Genomic DNA, 22,247 nt, shown 5'->3' on the forward strand with positions numbered 1-22,247 from the left:
GGCGCTGTCACGTTGTTGAGTGTGTGAGTGTCTGATGGCGTGTCGGGTGTGGTGGGGCCGGGTTCCGGTCCTGTGCTCAGGCCGCGGTGGGCAGGGCGGTGGCGCCGGTGACCTGGTCCCAGATGGTGAAGCGGATGGTCATCTCGGCGCGGTAGTGGGATGTGGTCATCAGGTGGCGGCGGGGCCGGAAGTGGGGTGAGATGCCGCTGAACGCGGCCAGGAACCGCTGGGCTGCGCCGACGCTGCGGAAGCCCTTCATCGCGCGTTCGCGTTGCCGGGTCGGCTGGTGGCTGTTCTCGGCCCGGTTGTTGAGGCCTTTGTGGGAGCGGTGTTCCACGGAGGGCATGACCTCGCGGTGGGCCGCGCCGTAGGAGCGGAGCTTGTCCGTGATGATCACCCTCGGCACGGCCCCGATTCCTTTGAGGAGCCTGCGGAAGAAGCGCCTGGCCGCGGCCTTGTCCCTTCGGCCCTGGACCAGGATGTCGAGCACGGTGCCGTCGGCGTCGACGGCCCGCCACAGGTACTTCCGCTCCCCGTTGATCTTCACGAACACCTCGTCCAGATGCCATTTATCCCCCGGCCGCGGCTGGCGGCGGCGCAGTCCGTTCGCATAGGCCTGCCCGAACTTCATACACCAGCGGCGGACGGTCTCGTGGGAGAGGATCACACCGCGCTGGAGCATCAGTTCCTCCACCTCACGGAACGACAGCGGGAAGCGGAAGTACAGCCACACGCAATGGGAGATCACCTCGACCGGGTACCGGTGTCCCCTGTACGACGGCGGCGCTGACGACACGAGCGAACCCCTCCCCGGCACGACCAACTCCAAGATCATCCCACCCGGTCAACCAACGTGACAGTGCCCGTGGATGTCCTGCTGGGTGATGGCGGTCAGGGTGGTGGTGTGTTCGCTCCACATGCGCACGATGGGTGCGGCCTGCCAGAGGTAGCCGCGGATGGTGGCGGTGGGCAGGGGCTGGTGGCGGCGGCGTCCTTCGCCTTTGAGGACAGTGACCCAGTGCTGGAGTTCGGTGCGCAGGGGGTCGGGGAAGGTGGCGGTGAGCCGGTTGATGGCGGCCTGGTCGTGATCGACGGTGGGTGCGGGCACGAGGTGCCCGAGCTGGGTGAGGAATCCGATGACTCGTTGGGCGCTGATGTTCGGATCGAGACGGGCCAGGTCCCGCAGGTCGGCTTCGTGGACGGGCGCCGCGGCGCCGAGGTGGGCCAGCACGATCCGCAGCGCGCGCAACGCTGCGGTGTGACCGTGGGGGTTGGGGTCGGTGACGCGGAGTTGGGCGCGGCAGAACCGGGTGAAGCCATCCAGTAGCTGTTCCTCGTCGGGAGTCAGGGCCGGTAGTTCGTCCGAGGTGAGCGAGGCGAGCCTGCTCGAGTCGCGCATTGCCGGGAACAAGGTGCCCTGCTGGGGGTCGACGAGATGCTCGGAGACTGGTCGGGGTGCCGGTCTGCGCCGGGCGCGTTCCCGGGCCCGGGTGCGGTGCGTGGTGGCGGTGGTGTCGTAGCCGAGGAAGCGGGCGGGGTGCTTGAGCTGGGTGACGGGCCGCTTGCCCAGGGCAAGCTGGAGCTGGGTGTGCCCCGGGGTGTCGGGGCCGTGTTCGCGGACGTGGATCAGGCAGCCCCGGCACAGGCCGGCCACCGTGGACAACGGCAGGGTGCGCGTGCAGCGGGCGCAGCCGGCCACGGGGTAGCGGATCGGCTCGTGTTTCCAGCTCTCGCAGCCCCGGCACAGCCCCTTGGTGACGCCCCAGCAGCCGCAGCTGCGCGTCGGCCACCGGTTTTTGGGCTGGGACCGCGGCATGAGCAGGCCGGCGCGGCGCAGGACTTCGACGGCGCCGCCGGTCCCGTTCTTGGGAAGCTGGTCGAAGTACTCCTCGGCAACGAGCCGGGCGCCGTCGGCATCCCGCATCGACAAGGCCGCTCGCACCAGCCTCAGTACCATCCGCCGCCAGGAGTCACTCACCCGGCGCTCGCCGGCAATCTCGGCTGCCAGGGCGGCGAGCGGGGGCCACTCCGGCCAGGTCCGGTCCCGGATCCGGGTCAGGTGAAGAGCATCGACCGTCCGCTGTGCGGGGAGGAGGACCCCCTGCCCGGGCACGGCGGCAGGGATTACGGTCTGATCGTCCAGATGCGGCCTTGCCCGGTGTCCGGCCTTCACGTTCCGCCGCTGGCTGCGCGGCCGTACGCCGCCGCGGGACAACGGCAGGGCGAGGCCGAGCCAGCCGACGGACACGTGAACCATCAGCTGGATGTCCTCCGGCCCGAGCGCATCATCGAAGTCCGGGGCACGCCCCTGCGACCGCAGGGTGATCAGGCATAGGCGGCACAGCCCGTCGATACTCACCCGCTGCCGGTGCCGGCACAGCCTGCACTCCGCCGACGGCCCGGCGGCGGGCTGCCACTCCTTGCAGCCACCGCACACGTCACGGGCGAACACACCCCAGGTCAGGCACTCGCGGCACTGTCGCGTCCGCTCCACGTCAGCCTCAGTTCGGCGGAAGCAGGCGGCGCGGCCCATCGCGCCGAGGTACCGGGCGCACCGGCCCGGGCCTGGCCCTGGGCACCTCACCCGCCGCCAGCGACTGCGGCTGCTCTTCAGAGGCTTCGGCGACGGCGACCGGCTCGGCCTGCATCAGGTCAGCGACCGTGCACTGCAGTGCCTGGCAGATCATGTCCAGATCCTCCAGGCGGACCGTCACCGGCGTCCCGCCCCACAGCGCCGAGGTCTTGCTCAGCGACGGGTTGAACCCCACTGCCTTGAACGCGGCCAGCAGTTGCACCGGACGCCAGATGTCCCGCTGGGCCGCCACCATGCGCAGATTCCACTTCACCGAAGGTTCCCCTGGTCCAGGAGCAGCCGTTGGGCGGCCCGCTCGGAAGCGTCACGGCCCGCCGCCTCGGGGTCCGCATGTACGGACGCGAGGTACCGGACCGTCCAGGCCGATCGCCACGACCAGGTGCACAAGCCCGCGAACTCCGCCGACCTCTCCGGCACGTCTTCACCGGCCTCCAGCGCCGCGCGCACCACCGTGGGACGGACCGCACCCCGGTAGGGCCGCGCCGCCAGCACCTCCCCGACCGCTGCATACAGAGCGTCCTGCGCCTGCTCACCGGCCCTGGCGGGGCCCCGCGAAACCTCCAGCACCTGTGGCGGCCGCCGGTCCGGTCCGTTTCGGGGCCGTGGCCCCGCCGCTCGGATGAGGGCTTTCCTCGCGGGAGCGCCGCCGTTGGGGCGCCGGTTGGGCGGCCAGGGTGCGCACGCCAGCAAGGTGAACGTGATGCCGACCGCTCTGTCTGCCCCGGTTGCGGAACGGCGTTCACCGACAACCGCTGGCGCGCCGCCGACCCGGGCAGCCGGTGCGGCGACCTGGAGGTACGCGAACCCCTCTGCCGAACCACTCACCTGCGGCGTTCGCCCTGTTGTGTCCCGCGTCCTGTTCTTCTGTCTGGCGCACGGCTTTTCACTCCTCGGCTCTGATTGCCAGTCTGCCCCTGCCCGTGTGCTTGTGAGTGAGGAACACGTGGTGGTGCGTTGTCTGTTGCTGCAGCTCTGGTGACGGTGTGTGTTGCTTCGGAGGCGCTGAGGAGGTTCCGGCATGGGGTTCTGTTGCCGGGGCGGGTGGTCTGGTCCGGGCGGGGGTGGTGTGGTCGTGGGTATGTTGCCTGGTTCGCGTTGGGCAACTTGACGTTTGGGCGGTGCGCAAGGCTCTGTCGATGGGCGGGTTGGTGGCGGGCGGGTAACTGGCCTGGTACTGCTCGTAGTTACCGAATGATTGCGACCGAACGGTCTGTTCTCGGATATGTGGATTGATCGGACTTCGTCCTCCTGGGGTCTTGCTTTCGTGGTGCAACTTTCTTTGATGGTGACTCAGGTCACTCTTGACTGGTCTGGATCATGCCCTGATATTTGGCTGACTTTCGTGAAGGCTTTGTGATCGATGGGGCGGGACTGTGAGTGGTGGGGTGTGGCGTCGAGTGCGTCACCGTGTGTGCGCGCTGGCTGTCGCGTCCACGATGGTGGGCGGGATTCCTGCCCTGGCCTGGCAGGCCGCGGCAGTGCCCGCAGCCGCTGAGAGTGTTTCCTCGGTTTCTGGCTCGGCGGAGGCTCGGGCTTCCGCCGAGGCGGTTGAGTCGGGTGAACGTGTTGAGGTCGTGGAGGAACGCACCGAACGGGAGACGGTGTTCGCGAACCCGGACGGAACGACCTTCACCTTGGACAAGGCGATCAGTCCGGTGCGGGTCGCTCTGCCGGACGGTGGGTGGACGAGTCCGGATGCCACTCTTGTGAAGAAATCCGACGGGTCGGTCGGTCCGAAGGCCGCTGCGGTGGATCTGTCGTTCTCGCCCGGAGGCAGTGGAGCGGGTCTGGTCACGATCGCTGAGGGAACACAGTCGGTGTCCCTGGGCTGGCCGGGCACTCTGCCCGCTCCTCGTCTGGAGGGCGAGCGTGCCGTTTATGAGGACGTGCTGCCGGATGTGAATCTGATCCTGACCGCGACGGTGGAGGGCTTCCGCCAGGTGCTGGAGGTCGAGACTCCGGAAGCGGCCGCGAACCCTGCCCTGGCGAGCATCGAGTACCAGCTGGGAGCCGAGAATCTCACGGTGCGGGCGGGCGCCGGCGGGGGCGTGGACGCGCTGGACGGCAATGGACAGACCGTGTTCCGCTCTCCGGCCGCGCAGATGTGGAACTCCGCCGGTGAGAACACCACCCCTGCGGCGGCTCGGCAGTCGCTGTACCTCGCCGAGCCTGCGGAGGCTGGCGCGTCCGAGCCGGTACCGGCAGGCCCGCCCGGGGAGGGTGACCCGCTGGCCGGTCCCGGAGCGGGGGACAAGTCCTCGGTCCTGGACATTGCGGTCGCGGAAGGATCGGTAACCGTCAAGCCCGACACGGACCTCATTGAGGCAACGAGCAGGGCGGACTTCCCTCTCTACATCGATCCGCCGGTCGGTCTGGACGATTCCGAGCGCACCGTGCTGTCCTCGGACGGCGATGTGTTCTGGGACTTCTCCGGTGGCGAGAACGGCATGAGCGTCGGGAAGTGCGGGTCCGCGGTGATCGGCGGGGTCTCCTACTACTGCGGTAACGGCTATGTGAACCGCATGTACTTCGAATTCGCCCCAGGGAATCTGAAGGGCAAGCACGTTCTGGACGCCACGTTCAGCGTGACGGAAACCTGGTCGTTCTCCTGCGACGAGCGATGGGTCGATCTGGAGCGCACCAGTAATATCTCCTCGTCGTCGCGGTGGCCGGGGCCGAAGAAGCTGGACCAGATGGGCGACCGGAATGTCTCAGCCGGGCGGGGCGACAACTGTAAACCGTCACAGCCGCGTGCCCCGATCGAGTTCCACGACTATGCGCCGGAGCCGGACGAGAACCTGACGCCCACTGTCCGCAGTTTCGCGGAGGGGAAGTTTCCCCGTCTGACGTTGATGCTGATGGCCAAGGACGAGTCGGACACCATCGCGTGGAAGCGGTTCGACGACGATGCGGTCCTGAGCGTCACCTACGTCGGCAAGCCGGCCAAGCCCAGTGCCATCGGTCTCGTCACCGGAAACACCTCGGTGTGCAAGACCGTCGAGTCCGCCCCGGCGATTGCCACGGACCCCACCCCTGCCCTGACCGCTACAGCCCAGACCGAGGCGGGCGGTGAGTCGGGAGCCGCACTGCGGGTCGTCATGGCACTGGACAAGAAGACCGGTACCACTTGGACCAAGGCCATCGGTGACATCGTGGCGCCGTCCAGTCCGGTGGGTGACAACGTCAAGATCACCGCGTCACCCAGCACGAACCTGGAGGAGAACGCTCTCTACCGCTACCGGTCCTGGACCCGGTCGTACTACGGCAGCGAGCATTTGGCGGGGCCGTCGAACGGCTCGACGACCGGATGGTGCTACTTCAAGGTCGACAGCACAGCTCCCAAGCCTCCGACCATCACCTTCAAACCCGGCAACCCGTATTCGCTGTGCACCGCGAACGACTGTGTCCCCGGAGGAAAGCCCGGCCAGAGAGGAACATTCACCCTCGGCCCGGCCGCCGGTGACGTCAACACGGCCTACCGGTACAAGCTGTCCACGGACACGGCCTGGTCCAGCTACCTGCCCGGGGCAACGCTGGACATCAACGCGGTACCGCCCACGTCCGGCACCATCGTCCTGGAAGCCGAAGCGAAGGACAGCTATGGCCCCGGCGAGGGCAATGCAGTCGAGTTCGTCGTCAAGGAAGGCGACGGGCCGGTCGGCCGCTGGAACTTCAGCGAACCCTCCGGGGACGCGGTCGACTCCTCCACCACCGACCCCAGCCTGCGGGACAACGCGGCACTGACCGGCGGAGCCACCCGCATCAATCAGGGGCGCCGAGGCGAAGTCACCGTCACCCCGGCCACAGACACCGCCCCCGCGGTCAGGACCACGGACAGCGGGCTCAAGCTGAACGGCACCACCGGCTACGCAGCCACCACCGGCCCGGTCATCGACACCCGGGCTTCCTACACAGTCGCCGCATGGGTCCGCCTGGACGACATCGCCAGCCCCACTTCCACCGTCCTGAGCCAGGACGGCACCAACCGAAGCCCGTTCCTTCTCAGCTACGAATCCACCATCAAGAAGTGGTCCTTCCGCGAGGCCAGCACCGACGCTCCCGCAGGGACGCCGTGGACCTACCAGAAAGTGGCCTCCAAGAACCCCGCAACCCCCAAGGTATGGACCCACCTGGCCGGAGTCTTCGACGCGACCGCCGGCACCATCAGCCTCTACGTCAACGGAGAGCTGCAGGGCAGCACCCCGTTCACAACACCGTGGGCTGCGAACGGCCCGCTCCAGATCGGACGTGTCCACTGGTCCGGCACACACACTGACTACTTCCCCGGTGTCATCGACGAAGCGGCGGTCTGGCAGGTGGCACTGACCAAGGAACAGATCGCGCAGGAGAGCTCGCTGCTCGACGCGTACAAGAAGCCTTCCGTCGAGCTCGTTGCCGCGTGGAAGCCCGCAGGCGCTCAGGGCACGTCACTCAGTGACACCGTCTCGGGCTACAGCCCGTCCCTCGCCCTGTCCTCGGGGGCATCCCTCGCCGATGACGAACTGGTCCTGAACGGCACCACGGGCGCCGCAACCACACCCGGGCCGTTGGTGGACGACTCCGGTTCGTTCACGGTGACCACAGAGGCGGTCGTCGACGAGGCGAAGATCCTGGCGAAACCGGATCACTACAAGGCGCAGATTCTTGGGCAGCGCACGGCGACCGGTTCGTCGTGGAGCCTGTGGTTCGAGAAGACCGAAAGCCGGCAGGAACCCGAGTACGACGAGAACGGCGACCGAGTCCTCGACGAGAACGGTCTGCCCGTATCGAAGCCCGTTGCGGTGGGCCGCTGGAACTTCGGCCGCCTCACCGCGGACGGCACCGGAGTATCCGTCGAGAGCAAGGACGAGGCCGTCCTGGACTCCGAGGCCCGCATCACCGGTGTGTACAACGCCCAGGACCGAACGATCCAGCTCTACGTCACCTCGGACCGCCAGACCAGCGACGACGTGCAGTACACCGCCGAGGTCGGCACCGGCGAGCTCTCTGTCGGCAAGGGATACCTCGGCGCCTGGGGCAACTACCTTCCCGGCCGGCTCACCGACATCCGGCTCTGGTCAGGAGCGCTCAGCGACGGCACACAGGTCGCCGACGTCGTCGGCACCTGAACCCCACCGCCCCGGCGCTTCGCCACCGGCGGGGCCGGCCATCACCGCCGGCCCCGCCCCGCCCTGCCCCACGCCGCTTTGCGCCACCGCCACCCTGCTGCGCTGCCCGAACCACTGGCGGTCGGCCGTTCCCGGAGAGAAGACGTGTCCGTGTCCAGATGGTTCCCCTCATTCGTGAAGCGACGCAGCAGACGACGCCCCACCCCAGTTGCCGGGGCGTTTCGGATACCCGTGGTCGGAGTGCTGGCCCTCGCACTGTCCGTGCCCGCGGCGCTGACGCCGGTGGCTGTCGCCGCGGACCCTCTGGGCCGGCCCGGCCTCCCCGCTCCCCGGGTCAGCAAGGTGAAGACGGTCAACGCCCTGGGGGCGAAAGAAGACCGTGAACGGGTGGCCAAGAACAAGGCTGCCAACAGCAGGCAGGCCGCCCAGGCACGCAGCCGGCATGCCACCCACTGGCCGAAGGCATCCACCAGAACAGAGAAGATCGACGGCACACCCGGTCGGGCCACCGTATCCGTCACCACACCGCCCCGTGCCAAGGCCAAGGCACGCAACGCACAGCAGGCCGGCGCTGCCACCGGTTCCGCCACGGTCCGCGTGCTCGACCAGAAGACTTCCCGCAGGGCGGGCATCACCGGCGTGGTGTTCACCGCCGCCGCAGAGTCCCCGGGCGCCGCCGGCATCACCATCGACTACGAGAAGTTCGCCGACGCCATCGGCGGAAACTGGGGCGCCCGCCTGGGCCTGGTGTCCCTGCCCGCGTGCGCGCTGACCAGCCCGCAGAAACCGCAGTGCCGCACCCAGACCCCCGTCACCCACCGTAACAACGGCGCAGCGCAGACTGTCTCCGCCCAGGTCAGCCTCCCCGCCGTCACCACTACGGACACCACAGCGTCTGCCGGCGTGTTCGCCGTGACGGCGACCTCACAGACGGCGGCTTCCGGCGCGGGCGACTACAAGGCCACCCCGCTGGCGGCTTCCTCCGCCTGGGAAGCCGGCGGCTCGTCCGGCTCCTTCACCTGGTCCTATCCGGTCACTGTGCCACCGGCGGCTGCCGGTCCTTCACCGTTGCTGTCGCTGTCCTACGACTCGGGCAGCACGGATGGCCGGACCTCGAACACGAACAACCAGGGTTCCATGGCGGGTGAGGGATTCGACCTCACCTCCTCCTACATTGAGCGCAAATACGGATCGTGCGAGGACGACGGCCAGGCCGACAAGTCCGACCAGTGCTGGAAGTACGAGAACGCCTCCCTCGTCCTGAACGGCAAGGCCACCGAACTCGTCAAGGACGACACCACCGGTGTGTGGCATCTCAAGAATGACGATGCTTCCCAGGTCACCCACGAGACCGGAGCAGACAACAATGACGACGGCGACGACATCGTCGCAGGCAAGGGCGACGGAAAGGGCGAGTACTGGAAGGTCGTCACCGGTGACGGCACCACGTACACCTTCGGCCTGAACAAACTTCCCGGGGCGGGCACCGAACGCACCAACTCCGTCTGGACCGTCCCCGTCTTCGGAGACGACTCCGGAGAGCCCGGATACTCCTCCGGCACTGGTTACTCCGGCCGCGCCAAGACACAGGCATGGCGCTGGAACCTCGACCTTGTCACCGATGTCCACGGCAACGCATCCACGTACTGGTACAAAGCGGAATCGAACCACTACGCCAAGAACGGCGACAAAACCGAGCTCGCCTCCTACACCCGCGGCGGCTACCTCGAAGAAATCAAGTACGGACAGCGCTCCAACACCCTGTTCACCGGCAACCCCTCCGGCAAGGTCGAGTTCACCTACAAGGAACGGTGCACCGCCGCCGACTGCCCTTCACTGACCGAAGACACCGCCGAAAAGTGGCCCGACGTCCCCTTCGACGCCATCTGCAGCGCCGATGAGACCGAATGCCTGCCCAAGGGACCGACTTTCTTCACCCGCAAGATGCTCACCGGCATCAACACGAGCGTCTGGTCCACGGCCGCCGAGCCCGACGCGTACAAGCCGGTCGACACCTACGCCCTGAGCTACCAGTTCCTGGACGGCGGGGACATCGGCAACCCCTCCGACAAAACCCTGACCCTCAAGTCGCTCCAGCGCACCGGGAAGAACGGCGGCACCATCGTCGTACCGCCGGTGGAGTTCGGCTACCACATGCGGCCCAACCGCGTCGACGCCACCGACAACATCCTCCCGCTGACCCGCCCCCGCATCAACACCATCACCACCGAGACCGGCGCCATCACCACCGTCACCCTGTCCGACCCCCAGTGCGTACGCGGCAGCAAGATGCCCACGGCCGAGGACGACAACAACCTCTCCTGCTACCCCGTCTACTGGCCCGTCAACGGCGGCGACCCACAGCTCGACTGGTTCCACAAGTACAACGTCACCTCCGTATCCACCTCGGACCCGGCCGGCCAGAACGAAGCGGTCGAGAACTTCTACACCTACGAGAACCCCGGCTGGCACTACAACAACGACCCCTTCACACCGGCGGACGAGCGGACCTGGTCCAATTGGCGCGGCTACCGGAAGGTCACCACCTACACCGGCGACACCGCCCACCCCCAGTCCAAGACCGTCCGCCAGTACATGCAGGGCATGCACGGCGACAAACGCCTAGACAGCACCACCACCCGCACTGCCGCCATCCCCGGGATCGACATCGCGGGCCTGGACGTATCGGACGCCACCGACCACAACCAACTGGCAGGGTTCCTGCGCCAGGAACTCACCTACAACGGGACCCAGCCCGTAACCGTCGCGGTCAACAACATCTGGAACAAGGAAACAGCCAGCCAGCAGCGCTCGTACGCCAACACCAAGGCGCACTTCGTCCGTACCGCACGTTCCTACGCCTACACCTACCTCCCCGTCAGCAACACCTGGCGCCGCAGCTACACCTCACACACCTACGACCCCACCTACGGCATGGTCACCCAGACCGAAGCCGTAGGAGACCAGAGCAAAACAGGTGACGAAACCTGCACCCGCACCTGGTACGCCCGCAACCCCGACAAGGGCCTCACCAGCTTCGTCTCCCGTACCCGAACCATCGGATCCGCCTGCCTGGACACAGCCGGAGCCGTCATCACCGACGACAAACTGAACCTCCCCGCGAACACCGACAGCCGCGGAGACGTACTCTCCGACACCGCCGTCGTCTACGACAACCCCACCGCCACCGGCTGGACCGCTTCCCAGACCCCGACACTCGGCCTCGCCACCTGGACCGGCAGAGCCAAGGCCTACCCGGCCGCCGCCGGAACCAGCGACCGCCACCCACCCGTCAACGGCGGCTGGCAAATGGTCACCAAGACCACCTACGACACGGCGACCGCAAAACTGGGACGCCCCCTGACTGTCGAGGACGCCAAAAAAAACGTCACGTCCTCCACTTACTACCCGGCCGCGTCCGGCCCCCTCACCACCATGGTGGTCGCCTCCCCCAAACTCGCCTCCAACGGCCAGATCCACAAGAACTACACCTACATCGACCCGGCACGCGGATCCATCACCGGCACCACCGACGCCGCCGCCAAGGACACCGCGAACGCCTACGACGCACTCGGCCGCATCACCGACACCTGGGCACCCAACCGCACCAAGGGCATCGACACCCCGACAGCGAAATACGACTACAACATCGCCCGCGGCAGCCAGCCCTGGACGTCCGTCGCCACCCTCAAAGCCAACGGCACCAGCTACGAGACCAGCTATGCCATCACCGACGCCCTGCTGCGCCCGCTCCAGACCCAGACCGCCTCGCCCCTCGGCGGCCGGATCCTGACCGACACCCGATACGACTCACGCGGCCTCGCCTATGAGACGTACGCAGACATCTACGACAACCTCGCCGCCCCGAACGGCACATACGCCCGCGCCTCCTACGCCCACACCCCCGCCCTGACCCGCACCACCTACGACGCGGCAGCACGCCCCACGAACAGCACCTTCACGGTATTCGGCGTGGACCGGTGGTCGACCACCACCAGCTACACCGGAGACTCGACCGCCACCACCGCGGTCAAGGGCGGCAACGCCACCCGCACCATCACCGACGTCCTGGGCCGCACCACGGAGACCCGTACCTACGCGGGCACAGCCCCCAACGACACCGCGTACGGCGCCACGACAGGGACCCCCTACACCCGGGTGAAGTACGACTACACCCGCGACGGGAAGCAGTCGCTGATCACCGGCATCGACGACGCGAAGTGGACCTATACCTACGACCTGTTCGGCCGCCAGATCCAGACGACCGACCCGGACAAGGGCACGTCCAGCACCGAGTACACCGACCTCGACCAGATCAGCCTGACCGAGGACTCGCGCAAGGCGAAACTGCTCTACAAGTACGACGAACTCGGCCGCAAGACCGACCTGTGGCAGACCGAAGAGACGCCCCCCAATCAGCTCGCCCACTGGAGCTACGACACACTCCGCAAGGGCAAGCCGGACGCTTCCACCCGCTACGTCGGCGGCACCACCGGCAAGGCATACACGAAGCAGGTCACCGCCTACGACACCCTCGGCCGGGCCACCAGCACCGAGGTCGTGCTGCCCGCCGACGACCCGCTGGTCACCTCCGGTGCAGTGGCAGCCACCACCACCTTCGGCACCGACTACCTTCTCGACGGCACCCTCAACAACACCAAGGAACCCGGCGTCGCGGGCCTCCCCAAAGAGATCGTCGAACCGAAATACAACTCCCTCGGCCTCACCACAGGGCTGTCCGGGACCAACACCTACCTCCTCGGCGTCAGCTACTCCGCGCTCGGCCAGGCCGAACAGCTCACACTCGGAGCAGGCGCCAAGAACACCTACATCACCAACAAGTACGAGCCGGGCACCGGCCGCCTCACCCGCAGCCACGTCACCGACCAGACTCACTCGTACATGCTGCAGGACCTGAACTTCACCCAGGACGACGCGGGCAACGTCCTGTCCATCCTCGACCCCACCACTCTCGGCGGCACCACCAAGGCCGACAACCAGTGCTTCACCTACGACGGCAACCGCCGCCTCACCGAAGCCTGGACCCCCAAGACCGCAGACTGCGCCACCACCGGCCGCACCACCGCCAACCTCGACGGCGCCGCCCCCTACTGGACCAGCTACACCTACAACGACGCCGGCCAACGGGCCACCGAAACCGCCCACGCCGCCGCAGGCGACGCCACCACCGGCTACGGATACAAGACATCCACCGGACAGCCCCACCCACTCGTCAAGACCACCGGAGCCAAAGCGGCAACATACGGATACGACGACGCGGGCAACACCACCAACCGCCCCGGCACCCAGGCCACCCAGACCCTCACCTGGAACACCGAAGGCGAACTGACCTCCACCACCGAACCCGCAGCCGGCGCCAAGCCCGCACTCGGCACGAGTTACCTCTACGACGCCGACGGCGAACTCCTCATCCGCCGCGCCACCGGAGACGGCGACACCGTCCTCTACCTCGGCGCCACCGAGGTACGCCTGACCACCAAGGGCACAACAAAGACGGTCACCGGCACCCGCTACTACAGCGCGGCAGGCCAGAACATCGCAGTCCGCACATCCACGCTCGGCACCCCGGGCAGCAAGATCAGCTTCCTCGCCGCAGACCACCACGGCACCAGCAGCATCGCCACCGACGCCACCACCCAGGCCGTCACCAAGCGCTACAGCACCCCCTTCGGCGCCCCCCGTGGCACCAAACCCACCACCTGGCCCGACGACAAAGAATTCCTCGGCAAGCCCACTGACGCCACCACCGGCCTCACCCACATCGGCGCTCGCGAATACGACCCGGGAATCGGCCAGTTCATCAGCGTCGACCCCATCCTCGAACTCGGCAAACACCAGACACTCAACGGATACAGCTACGCCGGCCAGAGCCCTGCCACCAACTCGGACCCCACCGGCACCTGCCTCGACCCGGGCAACGGCCACTGCCAGCCGGGCAACAACAGCGGCAAGCCGGACCCGGCCTTCCCGATCAACACCAACCCGGCACCGAACACCGGCGGTACTTCCGGCAGCGGTGGCGGCGGCGGAGGCGGCGGAGGCGGTGGCGGTAATGGCGGTGGAGGTGGTAACGGCGGCGGTAATGGCGGTGGCGGAGGAGGTGTCGGGGGGTGGCTGTCCTCCTTTACCGATGCTCTCGTGGAACAAGGTAGAGAGTTTGGCACCGGCCTGATTGGTGCGGTAGGCGACGAAGTCAAAAATGCATATAACTGCGTCACTCTCGACGGCACATGCACTGAGTATGTGACCGGAAAAATGAAAGAAGTAACCGGAGCAGGATTCGCGGAATCAATCATTGCCAGAGGCAGTGAAATTGCTGACGATTTCATTGACGGGAGATCCACAGAAGGAGCAGCCAAGATCACATTTGATGTCGTCCTGGCTGCCGCAACACACAAGATTGCAAAAGTCGTGAAGGGATGTCATAGCTTCTTGCCGGGAACCGGTGTCCTCCTGGCAGACGGCACACGAAAAGCCATCGAAGACATCGAAGTCGGCGACACTATAACCACCAGCGATGTCGATACCGGAGAAACGGTCAAGAAAAAAGTTGCCCAGACGATCACCACGGAAGATGACAAGGCATTCACTGAAATCGTCGTATCCGTAGACGGCGGCCAATCAAGCATCGTAGCAACCGATACACACCCCTTCTGGGTACCCGACCTGAAAAAATGGATCCAGGCCGGAGACCTCCAAGTCCGACAGCTGCTCCGCACCAGCGCCGGTACGCACGTCCAGATAACCGAAGTCAAGCACTACATTCAGCGTCAGCGAACCCACGACCTCAGCATCGAGGACATACACGCGTACTATGTGCTGGCGGGGGCCACGCCGGTCCTCGTCCACAACTGTGGCGAGAGCAAGTGGACTCCTGATGAGAATTACTCGCCGGAGGCTGTTGCTGGCAGGCGTGCAGCGAACAAAGGCTACTACTCGGTTCATCCAGACACTCACAAGCTGGTGAATACGGTGACCGCAAATCCCGGCATGTCGCCGCGACTCAATCCGGACGGCAGTATCGACAGGTTCAAGGGAAATGATCTCAGTGGTCCGGCCAAGAAATTCTGGGGTTCTTGGAAAGATTCGCCGATCTACTGGAACGGTCGACCGAAAAGCCAGATTAGAATCATGATCAACCAGCAAACTGGTCAGATTGCCCATTTTCCCCTGACAAATCAGGGTGTGCACAACTACGGGTCGCCGAGCCTTTATAATTGGGAGTAGTCCAAAAGGAAGCAGTGCATGGAACTTCTCAGGGGTGCTATGCACTGTTTCCTCGGGATATCCCTGGATTTTGCTAGACATTTCCAGAAAGTGAAGTGATGGACCATCCTGCGCGACTCGCCCCTGGCGGCCTGGTCTTCCTTGGGTTGATGAGCCCGGAAAACCCCCTTATCCCGCCGACGCTCGCCACTCTGACTCCGGGGTATCCGCCAATCTCCGGTAAATGGCTAAGATCGGTCGTCGAAAGCGATACTCAAGATTTCGTCACCAGGGCGAACGAAGGTTGGTTCGACCTTTCCCGAAAAGGTGGGCTATTTGGCGAGGATCGAGAATTCCTGATCGCCGTTGAGGTCCATGAGGGCGAGGATGACTGGTGGTGGGCACGCGTCAGGCTGGCCGAATCCTGGGACATTATGGGCTCGGGCTCCGCCGACGCGCTCGGCTGCGGTTTCGGTGTACCGGATTTTGCCATGCTGTCACTGACCGGAGACGTCATCGTCTGTGGCACCACGGGGGATTCCTCGATTGGCACTGTCTTGGTGAACGGATTTCGGAATCTCGTAGACCTTCGCGATCTCGCGGATTGGAAAGCAGGCTGGTCGGGAACGCCACAGTATGAGAGGGCGGCTGCCCGGAGATGGCTTGACAACGGCTAATGAGTTTGAACTCGTGATGTTGCTGGGTTGCTCAGGTGGGTTATATGGTCAGGCCGGGCTCGGCGAGACAGCCGTCTACTGGATGGTTGCGCTACTGGACGTGCCGTAGGTCGCTTCGGACACACTGGACGACGTGTTCGAGGGTACTGAAGGCGACGTTGGAGAGCCAGAAGTGTCGGAGCCTGACCAGATCCCTTCGACGGGGTTGAGGTCGGGCCGCCGAGCTGCTGGTGGGCAGCGATCAGCAGGTCCCGGTAGTCGCGCCAAGAGAAGCTCTTGCGTCCGTCGCGCTGGCCGGCACCCCTACGCGGCTGGTAGATCAGCCTCGCCCCGTGGCCAGGCTGCTCGCAGGTCAGCGTGCGATGGACACTCGTCCGCGAGAACGGCCCCGGACCCGCTCTACGGGGTTCGGCTGCGCTGTGACCAGGTCTCTGCCTGCGGCTGCGGCATGGAGAATCCGGCGTCGTCGCCAACGACCAGCCAGGACGAGGAAGGTAGCGGCAGCGCACTTTGAGCTGGGCTGTCCACTCGTGCTGGCGAGGCCCGCGCCTCTTCCGCTCCCTCGAACGAGGGGCCTGCGGCCGATCCGTCCCTGCTCGGCTCCTGTGGTTGCCTGCCCGTCATGGTGATGACACCCCGGCGCAGATCCCGGGTGGCGCGGTGGAACTCTCGGATTGTCGTACCCGACAGGTTCAATGGAACCGACGAGACGACCGACGGGAGCACTGCGCATGGAGCCAATCTTCTTCTCAAGTCCTGAGGAGTTCCGGGACTGGCTGGAGGAGCACCACGCGACTGCCTCCGAATGCCGGGTGGGCATGTGGAGGAAGGGAGCGGGTAAGCCCACGCTGAGCTGGTCGGGGGCGGTCGACCAGGCCCTGTGCTACGGCTGGATCGACGGCCGGCAGAGCCCGATCGACGACGTCTCCTGGACGATCCGGTTCACTCCGCGCAGGCCGCGCAGCAACTGGAGCCTGGTCAACCTCCGCAAGATCGAGGAGCTGACCGCGCAGGGGCTCATGCGGCCGGCCGGCATCGCGGTGTTCGAAGCCCGTGACCGGGATCGCGAGGAGAAGCCGGTCTTGGAGTTCGAGGCGGCGCAGATGGCTCGCTTCCAAGCGGAACCGCGGGCGTGGGAGTGGTTCAGCGGGCAGGCGCCGTCCTACCGCAAGCAGGCCGTCCACCATGTCACCAGTGTCAAGCTGGACGAGACTCGCGAGCGGCGGTTGGACCAGTTGATCGCCGACAGCCTGGAGGGGGTGCGGCTCAAGCCGTTCCGGCGGCCTGGAAGCTGAGGGCCCGCTGGAGCAGACCGAGTGCGATCGTGTAGCCCTCCAGCTCGGCCGTTCAGCGCGGGGCCTGCCGCTCCAGGCACCCGTCGGGCTTGCCCTTTAGGTGCCCAAGCCCACGGCCGACGATCGACACCGCCGCCCACGAGGCGCCAGCCGCCACCACAGCCTGCACCGCCCGTCGCGACCTCGGCCCCGGAAGCTTGCCGAGTGCGTGGCGATGCTGGCCCGGCACGAGACGGTCCATCCGCAGCGAGCCAGGCCGGCGGACCCGCCGACTCGTGACCGGGCGTCTGCGGGAACGGACAAACCCACCCTATTGAGCGGAACTGTTCTCGAAGCCCTGCCTCGTCCGCTTCAAGAAGAGTGGAGGTCTCCGCTGGTGCGCGGCCGGCCGTATCGTTCGACGAGGGCGTTGCCGATCGAGGCCAGGTGGTCTCGGACCCCCGGAGGGCCGGTCACCTCGACCCATTCGACCAGCCCAGCGAGCTCGCCGGCGAGCATGTACTCATTGTGGCCGCGGATCACGACCTCGATGCGGCCATCGGTCGTGGAACCTCCCACGTCGAGCCGGTCGCCGAGCGCCATCCGGAGTATGCCTATCCCGTCGGGTGTGCATACCGCCTGGACCTCCAGCGGCGTTCGTTTGCGATCGACCTCTTTGGCGATCTCATTCCAGCTCTCGGCAAGGTCGAAGTCCCCGGGTCGGTGCACAGGGTCGCCGGTCGGGTCGGCGGACGACACGCGGTCGATCCGGAAGACCCGTCGGCCGGTCTCGGTGTTGGAGACGAGGTACCACACAGGACCTTTCGCGACGATGCCCAGCGGGTGGACGGTTCTCCAGGTTTCGACGCCTTTGCTGTCGACGTAGCCGAGCGACACCTGGACGCCGCTGATCACCGCGTCCTGGAGTTCGTCGAGGAAGCGAGGCGGCCGGTGCTCGATCCGGCTCGCCCCCCATCGCTGCGGGTCTACGACCAGCGACGCCGCCGCTGCCTCGGCCTGCACCTGGAAGGGCTTCGGTAGAGCATGGACGAGCTTGCGCAGAGCTGCTTTCATCGCCGGCGTCGCATCCGAGGCCGGACCGACAGCCAGGAACAGGGCGCGTGCCTCACTGGCGGTCAACCCGGACAGGTCGGTACGAGCACCGCCCACCAGGCGCCAGCCGCCACCTCGGCCCTGCACGGAGTACACGGGCACCCCGGCCATGGCCAGGGCGTCGAGGTCACGGCGGGCGGTGCGCTCGGAGACGTCCAGCTCTCGGGAGACCTCCGCGGCTGTCACCTGCTCGCGCCGTTGGAGCAAGAGGAGTATGGCCACCAGTCGATCGGATCGCATGCAGACAAAAATCTCATAAAAACCGGTCATGAGGTGACCGGTTTGGGTAGCAAGCTGGCGACATGACCTCATCGAGGAGGTCATGTCGCCAGCGAACGCCCCCAGAGAGGAAATGCAGTGATCAATCAAGCAGAATTTCCCGAGCCCACCCTCATCCAGGTCAACGGTGTGGAGCTCGAAGTCTTCGAAGCAGGTCGAGAGAACAAGGGAAAGCCCATTATGCTCTGCCACGGCTGGCCGGAGCACGCCATCACCTGGCGTCACCAGATGCCCGTCCTTGCCGCAGCCGGCTACCACGTCATCGCACCGAACCAGCGGGGTTACGGCAACTCATCCCGCCCGGCCGAGGTGACGGACTACGACATCGAACACCTGACGGGCGACCTCGTCGCACTCCTGGACCACTATGGCTACGAGGACGCCACCTTCGTCGGCCACGACTGGGGTGCGTTCGTCGTCTGGAGCCTGACCCTGCTGCACCCCGACCGGGTGAACAAGCTGATCAACCTGAGCCTGCCTTACATGGAACGCGGAGAAACGCCGTGGATCGAGGTCATGGAAACCTTCCTCGGCGGTGACTTCTACTTCGTCCACTTCAACCGGCAGCCGGGCGTCGCGGACGCCGTGTTCGATGCCAATACCTCCCAGTTCATCCGCAACCTCTACCGGAAGAACGTGCCCCCCGCACCCCCTGAGCCGGGCATGGCATTCATCAATCTCGCCAAGGCGGAAATACCACTCGGTGAGCCCGTCATGAGCGACAGCGACCTGGCCGTTATCGTCTCCGCGTTCGAGACGTCGGGATTCACCGGCGGCATCAACTGGTACAGGAACCTCGACCGCAACTGGCACCAGCTGGCGGACGCGGACCCGATCATCAAGCAGCCCACCCTCATGATCTACGGCGACCGGGACTTCGCGGTCCCGAGGTTCGAAAGACTGGCAGAGTTCGTGCCCAACGTGGAAGTGGTCGGCCTGGACTGCGGTCACTGGATCCAGAGGGAAATGCCCGAAGAAACCAACCGCGTGATTTCAGAATGGCTGGACCGGCAGGGCTAGTGTCTCGTGAACCGGTTCGTGTCACCAGTCCCGGCACGCACCCCGCAGCCGTGACGAGAGCCAGCCGGACGCGAAGAACGCGTCCTCTCCCGTTCAGCCGGGGGAGGATTTCCCCTCCGGCCAGCTGGACCGGAGGAGACACGGCCGATCGTGTTGGTCTGACTCTAACCACGGACTTCGACCCGCCATTGCCCATGATCAGGAATGCCGGGTTACGTCTTTTCCCGACCGCTTATGACCATGCGTCATGCCCTCTGCCGGACACGGTGCTGACAGTACGAGACCCCGGGCGCCATCGTCTGGGGTCTCTCGGTGCACTGTGACGTGTCCGGCGGGTTCAACGTCCGGCCGTGGCGGGTGTCACGCCCACTCGACCCCGAGCTGTGCGAGGGCGTCGCGTTGTTCGGGGGTGAGCCGGTCGCGTCGGTTTTTGGTGTTGCTGATGAATACGCCGAGTTTCACGACGTGTTCCTGGCCGTCGATGTCGACGGGTTCTTCGTGTTTCCTCGGGACGGGCCGTTCGTGTCCTTCGCGTTGGAGGTACTGGGCGAGGGCGGCGATTCCTCGCCGGAACGGCGCCGACAACCCACCCGCCCCCTTCGCCGCGCGTGCCGTCACCGGGGCAGGGGCAGCTTCGTCGGGTGTCACACCCAGCCCGCCGAGCCGTTCCTGCTGCTCACCGGTCAGTTGTGCCCAGGTGTGTGCCCGGCGTTGCTGTGCGAGCCACTTCCCCAGATCATCACCCTCGAAGAGGACGCCGGGTTGGATGTCGGGGAGGGTTCCGTCGGTTTCGGTGTCGGTGAGGTCGGCGAGGACCTGGTAGTGCCGTTGCCAGTCCAGCGGCCATGGGCAGTTCCAGTCCTGATCGATGGCGGCCAGCTGTCCGGCGCGGGTCCCGGCCCGTTCCGGGTCTTTGCCCAGGCCGTCCTTCCGGCGCAGGTTGGCCATGAGCTGCCCGATCGCCACCAGCTCGTCGTCCGCCTCACCCCACACCGCGTCCTGCCGCGGCGCCAGATGCCCATGGGCCCGGCGGAACGACCGCAGCGCGGCGAGCTTCGCTTCCCACGCCTCATCGCCCGGCTCCCACACCATCCCCTCCTGGTCGAGGAGTTCCTTACGGTGGGCGTCGAGTTCACCGGCCCGCTGCGCCCGCCGCTGCTGGTGCACCCACCGCCCAAGCGGGAACCGGGTGACCCCGACCTCGGTCTCAACGTCGTACGGCACCGCATACACCCCGGTGATCTCGTGCTCCTCGCGCCACCGTCGCAGGGCCTGATACCCGTCCAGCCATACCAGGCTCTCCGGCCGGAAGACCCGGGTCCGGAGGAAAGCGGCGATGGTCGCCGGGTCACGGGGCGTGGAGAAGTGGAGCAGCGCGGACTCGACCACGGCCTCCGTGTCGTCCTCCTGCTCGACGACCTCACCCTCACCCTCGGCGCCGATGATCCGCCCGTCCGCGTCCCGCTTCACATGCACCGGCCGTTCCCTGCTGCTGCATGTCAGGGCGCGGGAGGCCAGCTGTTCGACCAGGCGTTCATCGTGCGAGCGGAGTCCCTGAAGGAGGGCTACAAGGGGTGCATACGAGGCGGAGGCGACCATGTCGGTGGGGTCTTCGCCGGGCTGGAGGAACACCGGGACGATGATCCTGGCGACCTTTGTCGTCCCGTCCGGGTTGGGCCGGAGTGCCCGCCCGATGTTCTGGACGATCTCGACCTGGGAGCCGCGGGTGTCGGCGAAGCAGACGGCCTCGACGCCTCGTTCGCCGACGATGTCGACGCCTTCCCCGAGGATGCGTACGGAGGCGAGGAACGCCCTGTGCACCCGGCGGTTATCGGCGTCGGTGCCGTTGGCGAACTGGCGGAGGACCTCCCTGCGCTCGCTCACCAAGTGGTCCCCGCACAGCCAGTCCGCCCAGACGCGGTCCGGTGGGACGTGCCGGTAGGGCTCCAGGTCGTAGAGTTTTGCCTTGATCGAGGACGTCGGCGGCTTGGCGGCGTCCTTGAGGAACCGGTCCGACGCCTCGGTGGCGTAGAGCTCGGCCGCGGTCTCGGGCAGCTTCTCCGCGAACGCACGTGCCTCTTCAACCCGCTGGTGGAACGTCAGCACGGTGCGCAGGTTGTGCGCGGCCGCGTGCTCCAGCAGAGCGGCCTGGAGCAACGCGAGGCGCCGGCCCCGCAGCGCATCCTCGGACACACCGAGGACCGGCTCCGGGTCGCGGATCTCGATCACGTCGATCTCGAACCCGGCCAGTACGCCCCGTTCGACGCTCTCCGAGAGCCCCAGCTCGAAAATCCACTCGCCGTAGGGGCTTGCCGGATCGGAGGTCATGCTCGCGATCTCCAACTCCTGGCCGTCCTTCCCTTTCTGCGGCCGAGGCGACGCCAGGATCCGCGGGGTGGCCGTGAGGTACAGGCGGAAGGCGGCCGGGATCCGAGCATTGTCGTGGATCGCCGCCCACGGACGACCAAGATCACCCGCCGTAGAGTGCGCTTCGTCCACGATGGCGAGGTCGAAGCCGTCCATGGTCTGCCCGTACAGCCGCTCACCACCTGCCAGGGCAGCCTCCAGCGGCCCGCGCACCTTCTCCTGACCCAAGGGGGCGTCGACGTCCTCCCGGTCCACGAGGGAGGCGTACGTGGCGAATACGACCACCGGCCCGCGCCCTGCCCACAACGCCAACTGGATCGGGTTCGTGGTGGTGTTCACCCCGAGCTGCTCCAGGACGTCGTCCTTCTCCAGCGAGCACACCGCGACCATCGGCGCTTGGTGCCCGACTCGGCGCCACACCAGAGCGGTCTGCACGAGCAGATCCAGGGTGGGGACCATGACGAGGATCCGCCCGTCCCGGAAGTTGTCGAGCGCGGCCCAGGCGGCCGTGATGGTCTTGCCGGACCCGGTCGCCGCCGCGACTGTCGTTTCGTGGGGGTGTAGTTGAGGGGCCGGTTTCGTTTTTTGC

11 protein-coding genes and 1 pseudogene are annotated in these 22,247 nt (G+C 66.4%); 5 read left to right on the forward strand and 7 right to left on the reverse strand.

The annotated features are described in order from the left end of the window. Positions 1–76: 76 nt before the first annotated feature. The 4 genes from A6A29_RS28990 to A6A29_RS29005 are packed head-to-tail and all read right to left on the reverse strand — an operon-like array spanning position 77 to position 3,160. A complete protein-coding gene (locus A6A29_RS28990) occupies positions 77–835 on the reverse strand; it encodes an IS6 family transposase (protein WP_073724406.1) in 759 nt (252 codons plus the stop codon). A 9-nt stretch (positions 836–844) separates the two neighbouring features. Further along, complete coding sequence (locus A6A29_RS28995) at positions 845–2,494, reverse strand: hypothetical protein (protein WP_073724409.1); 1,650 nt, start codon at positions 2,492–2,494, stop codon at positions 845–847. A 7-nt stretch (positions 2,495–2,501) separates the two neighbouring features. Next, entirely contained in the window at positions 2,502–2,846 is a 345-nt protein-coding gene (locus tag A6A29_RS29000; RefSeq protein ID WP_073724411.1) for a helix-turn-helix domain-containing protein, read from the reverse strand. Then, complete coding sequence (locus A6A29_RS29005; protein WP_073724413.1) at positions 2,843–3,160, reverse strand: hypothetical protein; 318 nt, start codon at positions 3,158–3,160, stop codon at positions 2,843–2,845. Before A6A29_RS29005 ends, A6A29_RS29000 begins: the two co-directional genes overlap by 4 nt. 1,007 nt (positions 3,161–4,167) lie before the next feature. Between A6A29_RS29005 and A6A29_RS29010 the strand changes: the two genes are divergently transcribed. The 3 genes from A6A29_RS29010 to A6A29_RS45050 all read left to right on the forward strand — a co-directional run bounded on the left by A6A29_RS29010 (position 4,168) and on the right by A6A29_RS45050 (position 15,605). After that, complete coding sequence (locus tag A6A29_RS29010; protein WP_241838713.1) at positions 4,168–7,701, forward strand: LamG domain-containing protein; 3,534 nt, start codon at positions 4,168–4,170, stop codon at positions 7,699–7,701. A 240-nt stretch (positions 7,702–7,941) separates the two neighbouring features. Then, complete coding sequence (locus A6A29_RS29015; RefSeq protein WP_241838714.1) at positions 7,942–14,949, forward strand: RHS repeat-associated core domain-containing protein; 7,008 nt, start codon at positions 7,942–7,944, stop codon at positions 14,947–14,949. Positions 14,950–15,047: 98 nt separating this feature from the next. Next, a complete protein-coding gene (locus A6A29_RS45050; RefSeq protein ID WP_143197116.1) occupies positions 15,048–15,605 on the forward strand; it encodes a hypothetical protein in 558 nt (185 codons plus the stop codon). 91 nt (positions 15,606–15,696) lie between these two features. Here the strand turns inward: A6A29_RS45050 and A6A29_RS47130 are convergent. Next, positions 15,697–16,091: pseudogene (locus A6A29_RS47130) on the reverse strand (IS630 family transposase); the annotation flags it as partial. Between the two features lie 245 nt (positions 16,092–16,336). On the opposite strand from A6A29_RS47130, the gene A6A29_RS29025 reads away from it, so the two are divergent. Further along, positions 16,337–16,900, forward strand: a complete 564-nt coding sequence (locus A6A29_RS29025) for a YdeI/OmpD-associated family protein (RefSeq protein WP_073724417.1) — start codon at positions 16,337–16,339, stop codon at positions 16,898–16,900. A 351-nt stretch (positions 16,901–17,251) separates the two neighbouring features. On the opposite strand, the gene A6A29_RS29030 is transcribed toward A6A29_RS29025, so the two are convergent. Continuing rightward, positions 17,252–18,232 carry a helix-turn-helix transcriptional regulator gene (locus A6A29_RS29030; RefSeq protein WP_073724419.1) on the reverse strand — a complete coding sequence of 327 codons (981 nt, stop codon included), beginning with the start codon at positions 18,230–18,232 and terminating at the stop codon, positions 17,252–17,254. 117 nt (positions 18,233–18,349) lie between these two features. Here A6A29_RS29030 and A6A29_RS29035 point away from each other — a divergent pair, with 117 nt between their 5' ends. Next, on the forward strand, positions 18,350–19,291 hold the full coding sequence (locus A6A29_RS29035) for an alpha/beta fold hydrolase (RefSeq protein WP_073724421.1): 942 nt from the start codon (positions 18,350–18,352) through the stop codon (positions 19,289–19,291). 360 nt (positions 19,292–19,651) lie between these two features. Here A6A29_RS29035 and A6A29_RS29040 read toward each other — a convergent pair. Beyond that, positions 19,652–22,247 (reverse strand): DEAD/DEAH box helicase (locus tag A6A29_RS29040; protein ID WP_079183073.1); only part of this gene is annotated, 2,596 nt, incomplete at its 5' end.

Source organism: Streptomyces sp. TSRI0281, from assembly GCF_001905125.1.
Lineage (GTDB): Bacteria > Actinomycetota > Actinomycetes > Streptomycetales > Streptomycetaceae > Streptomyces.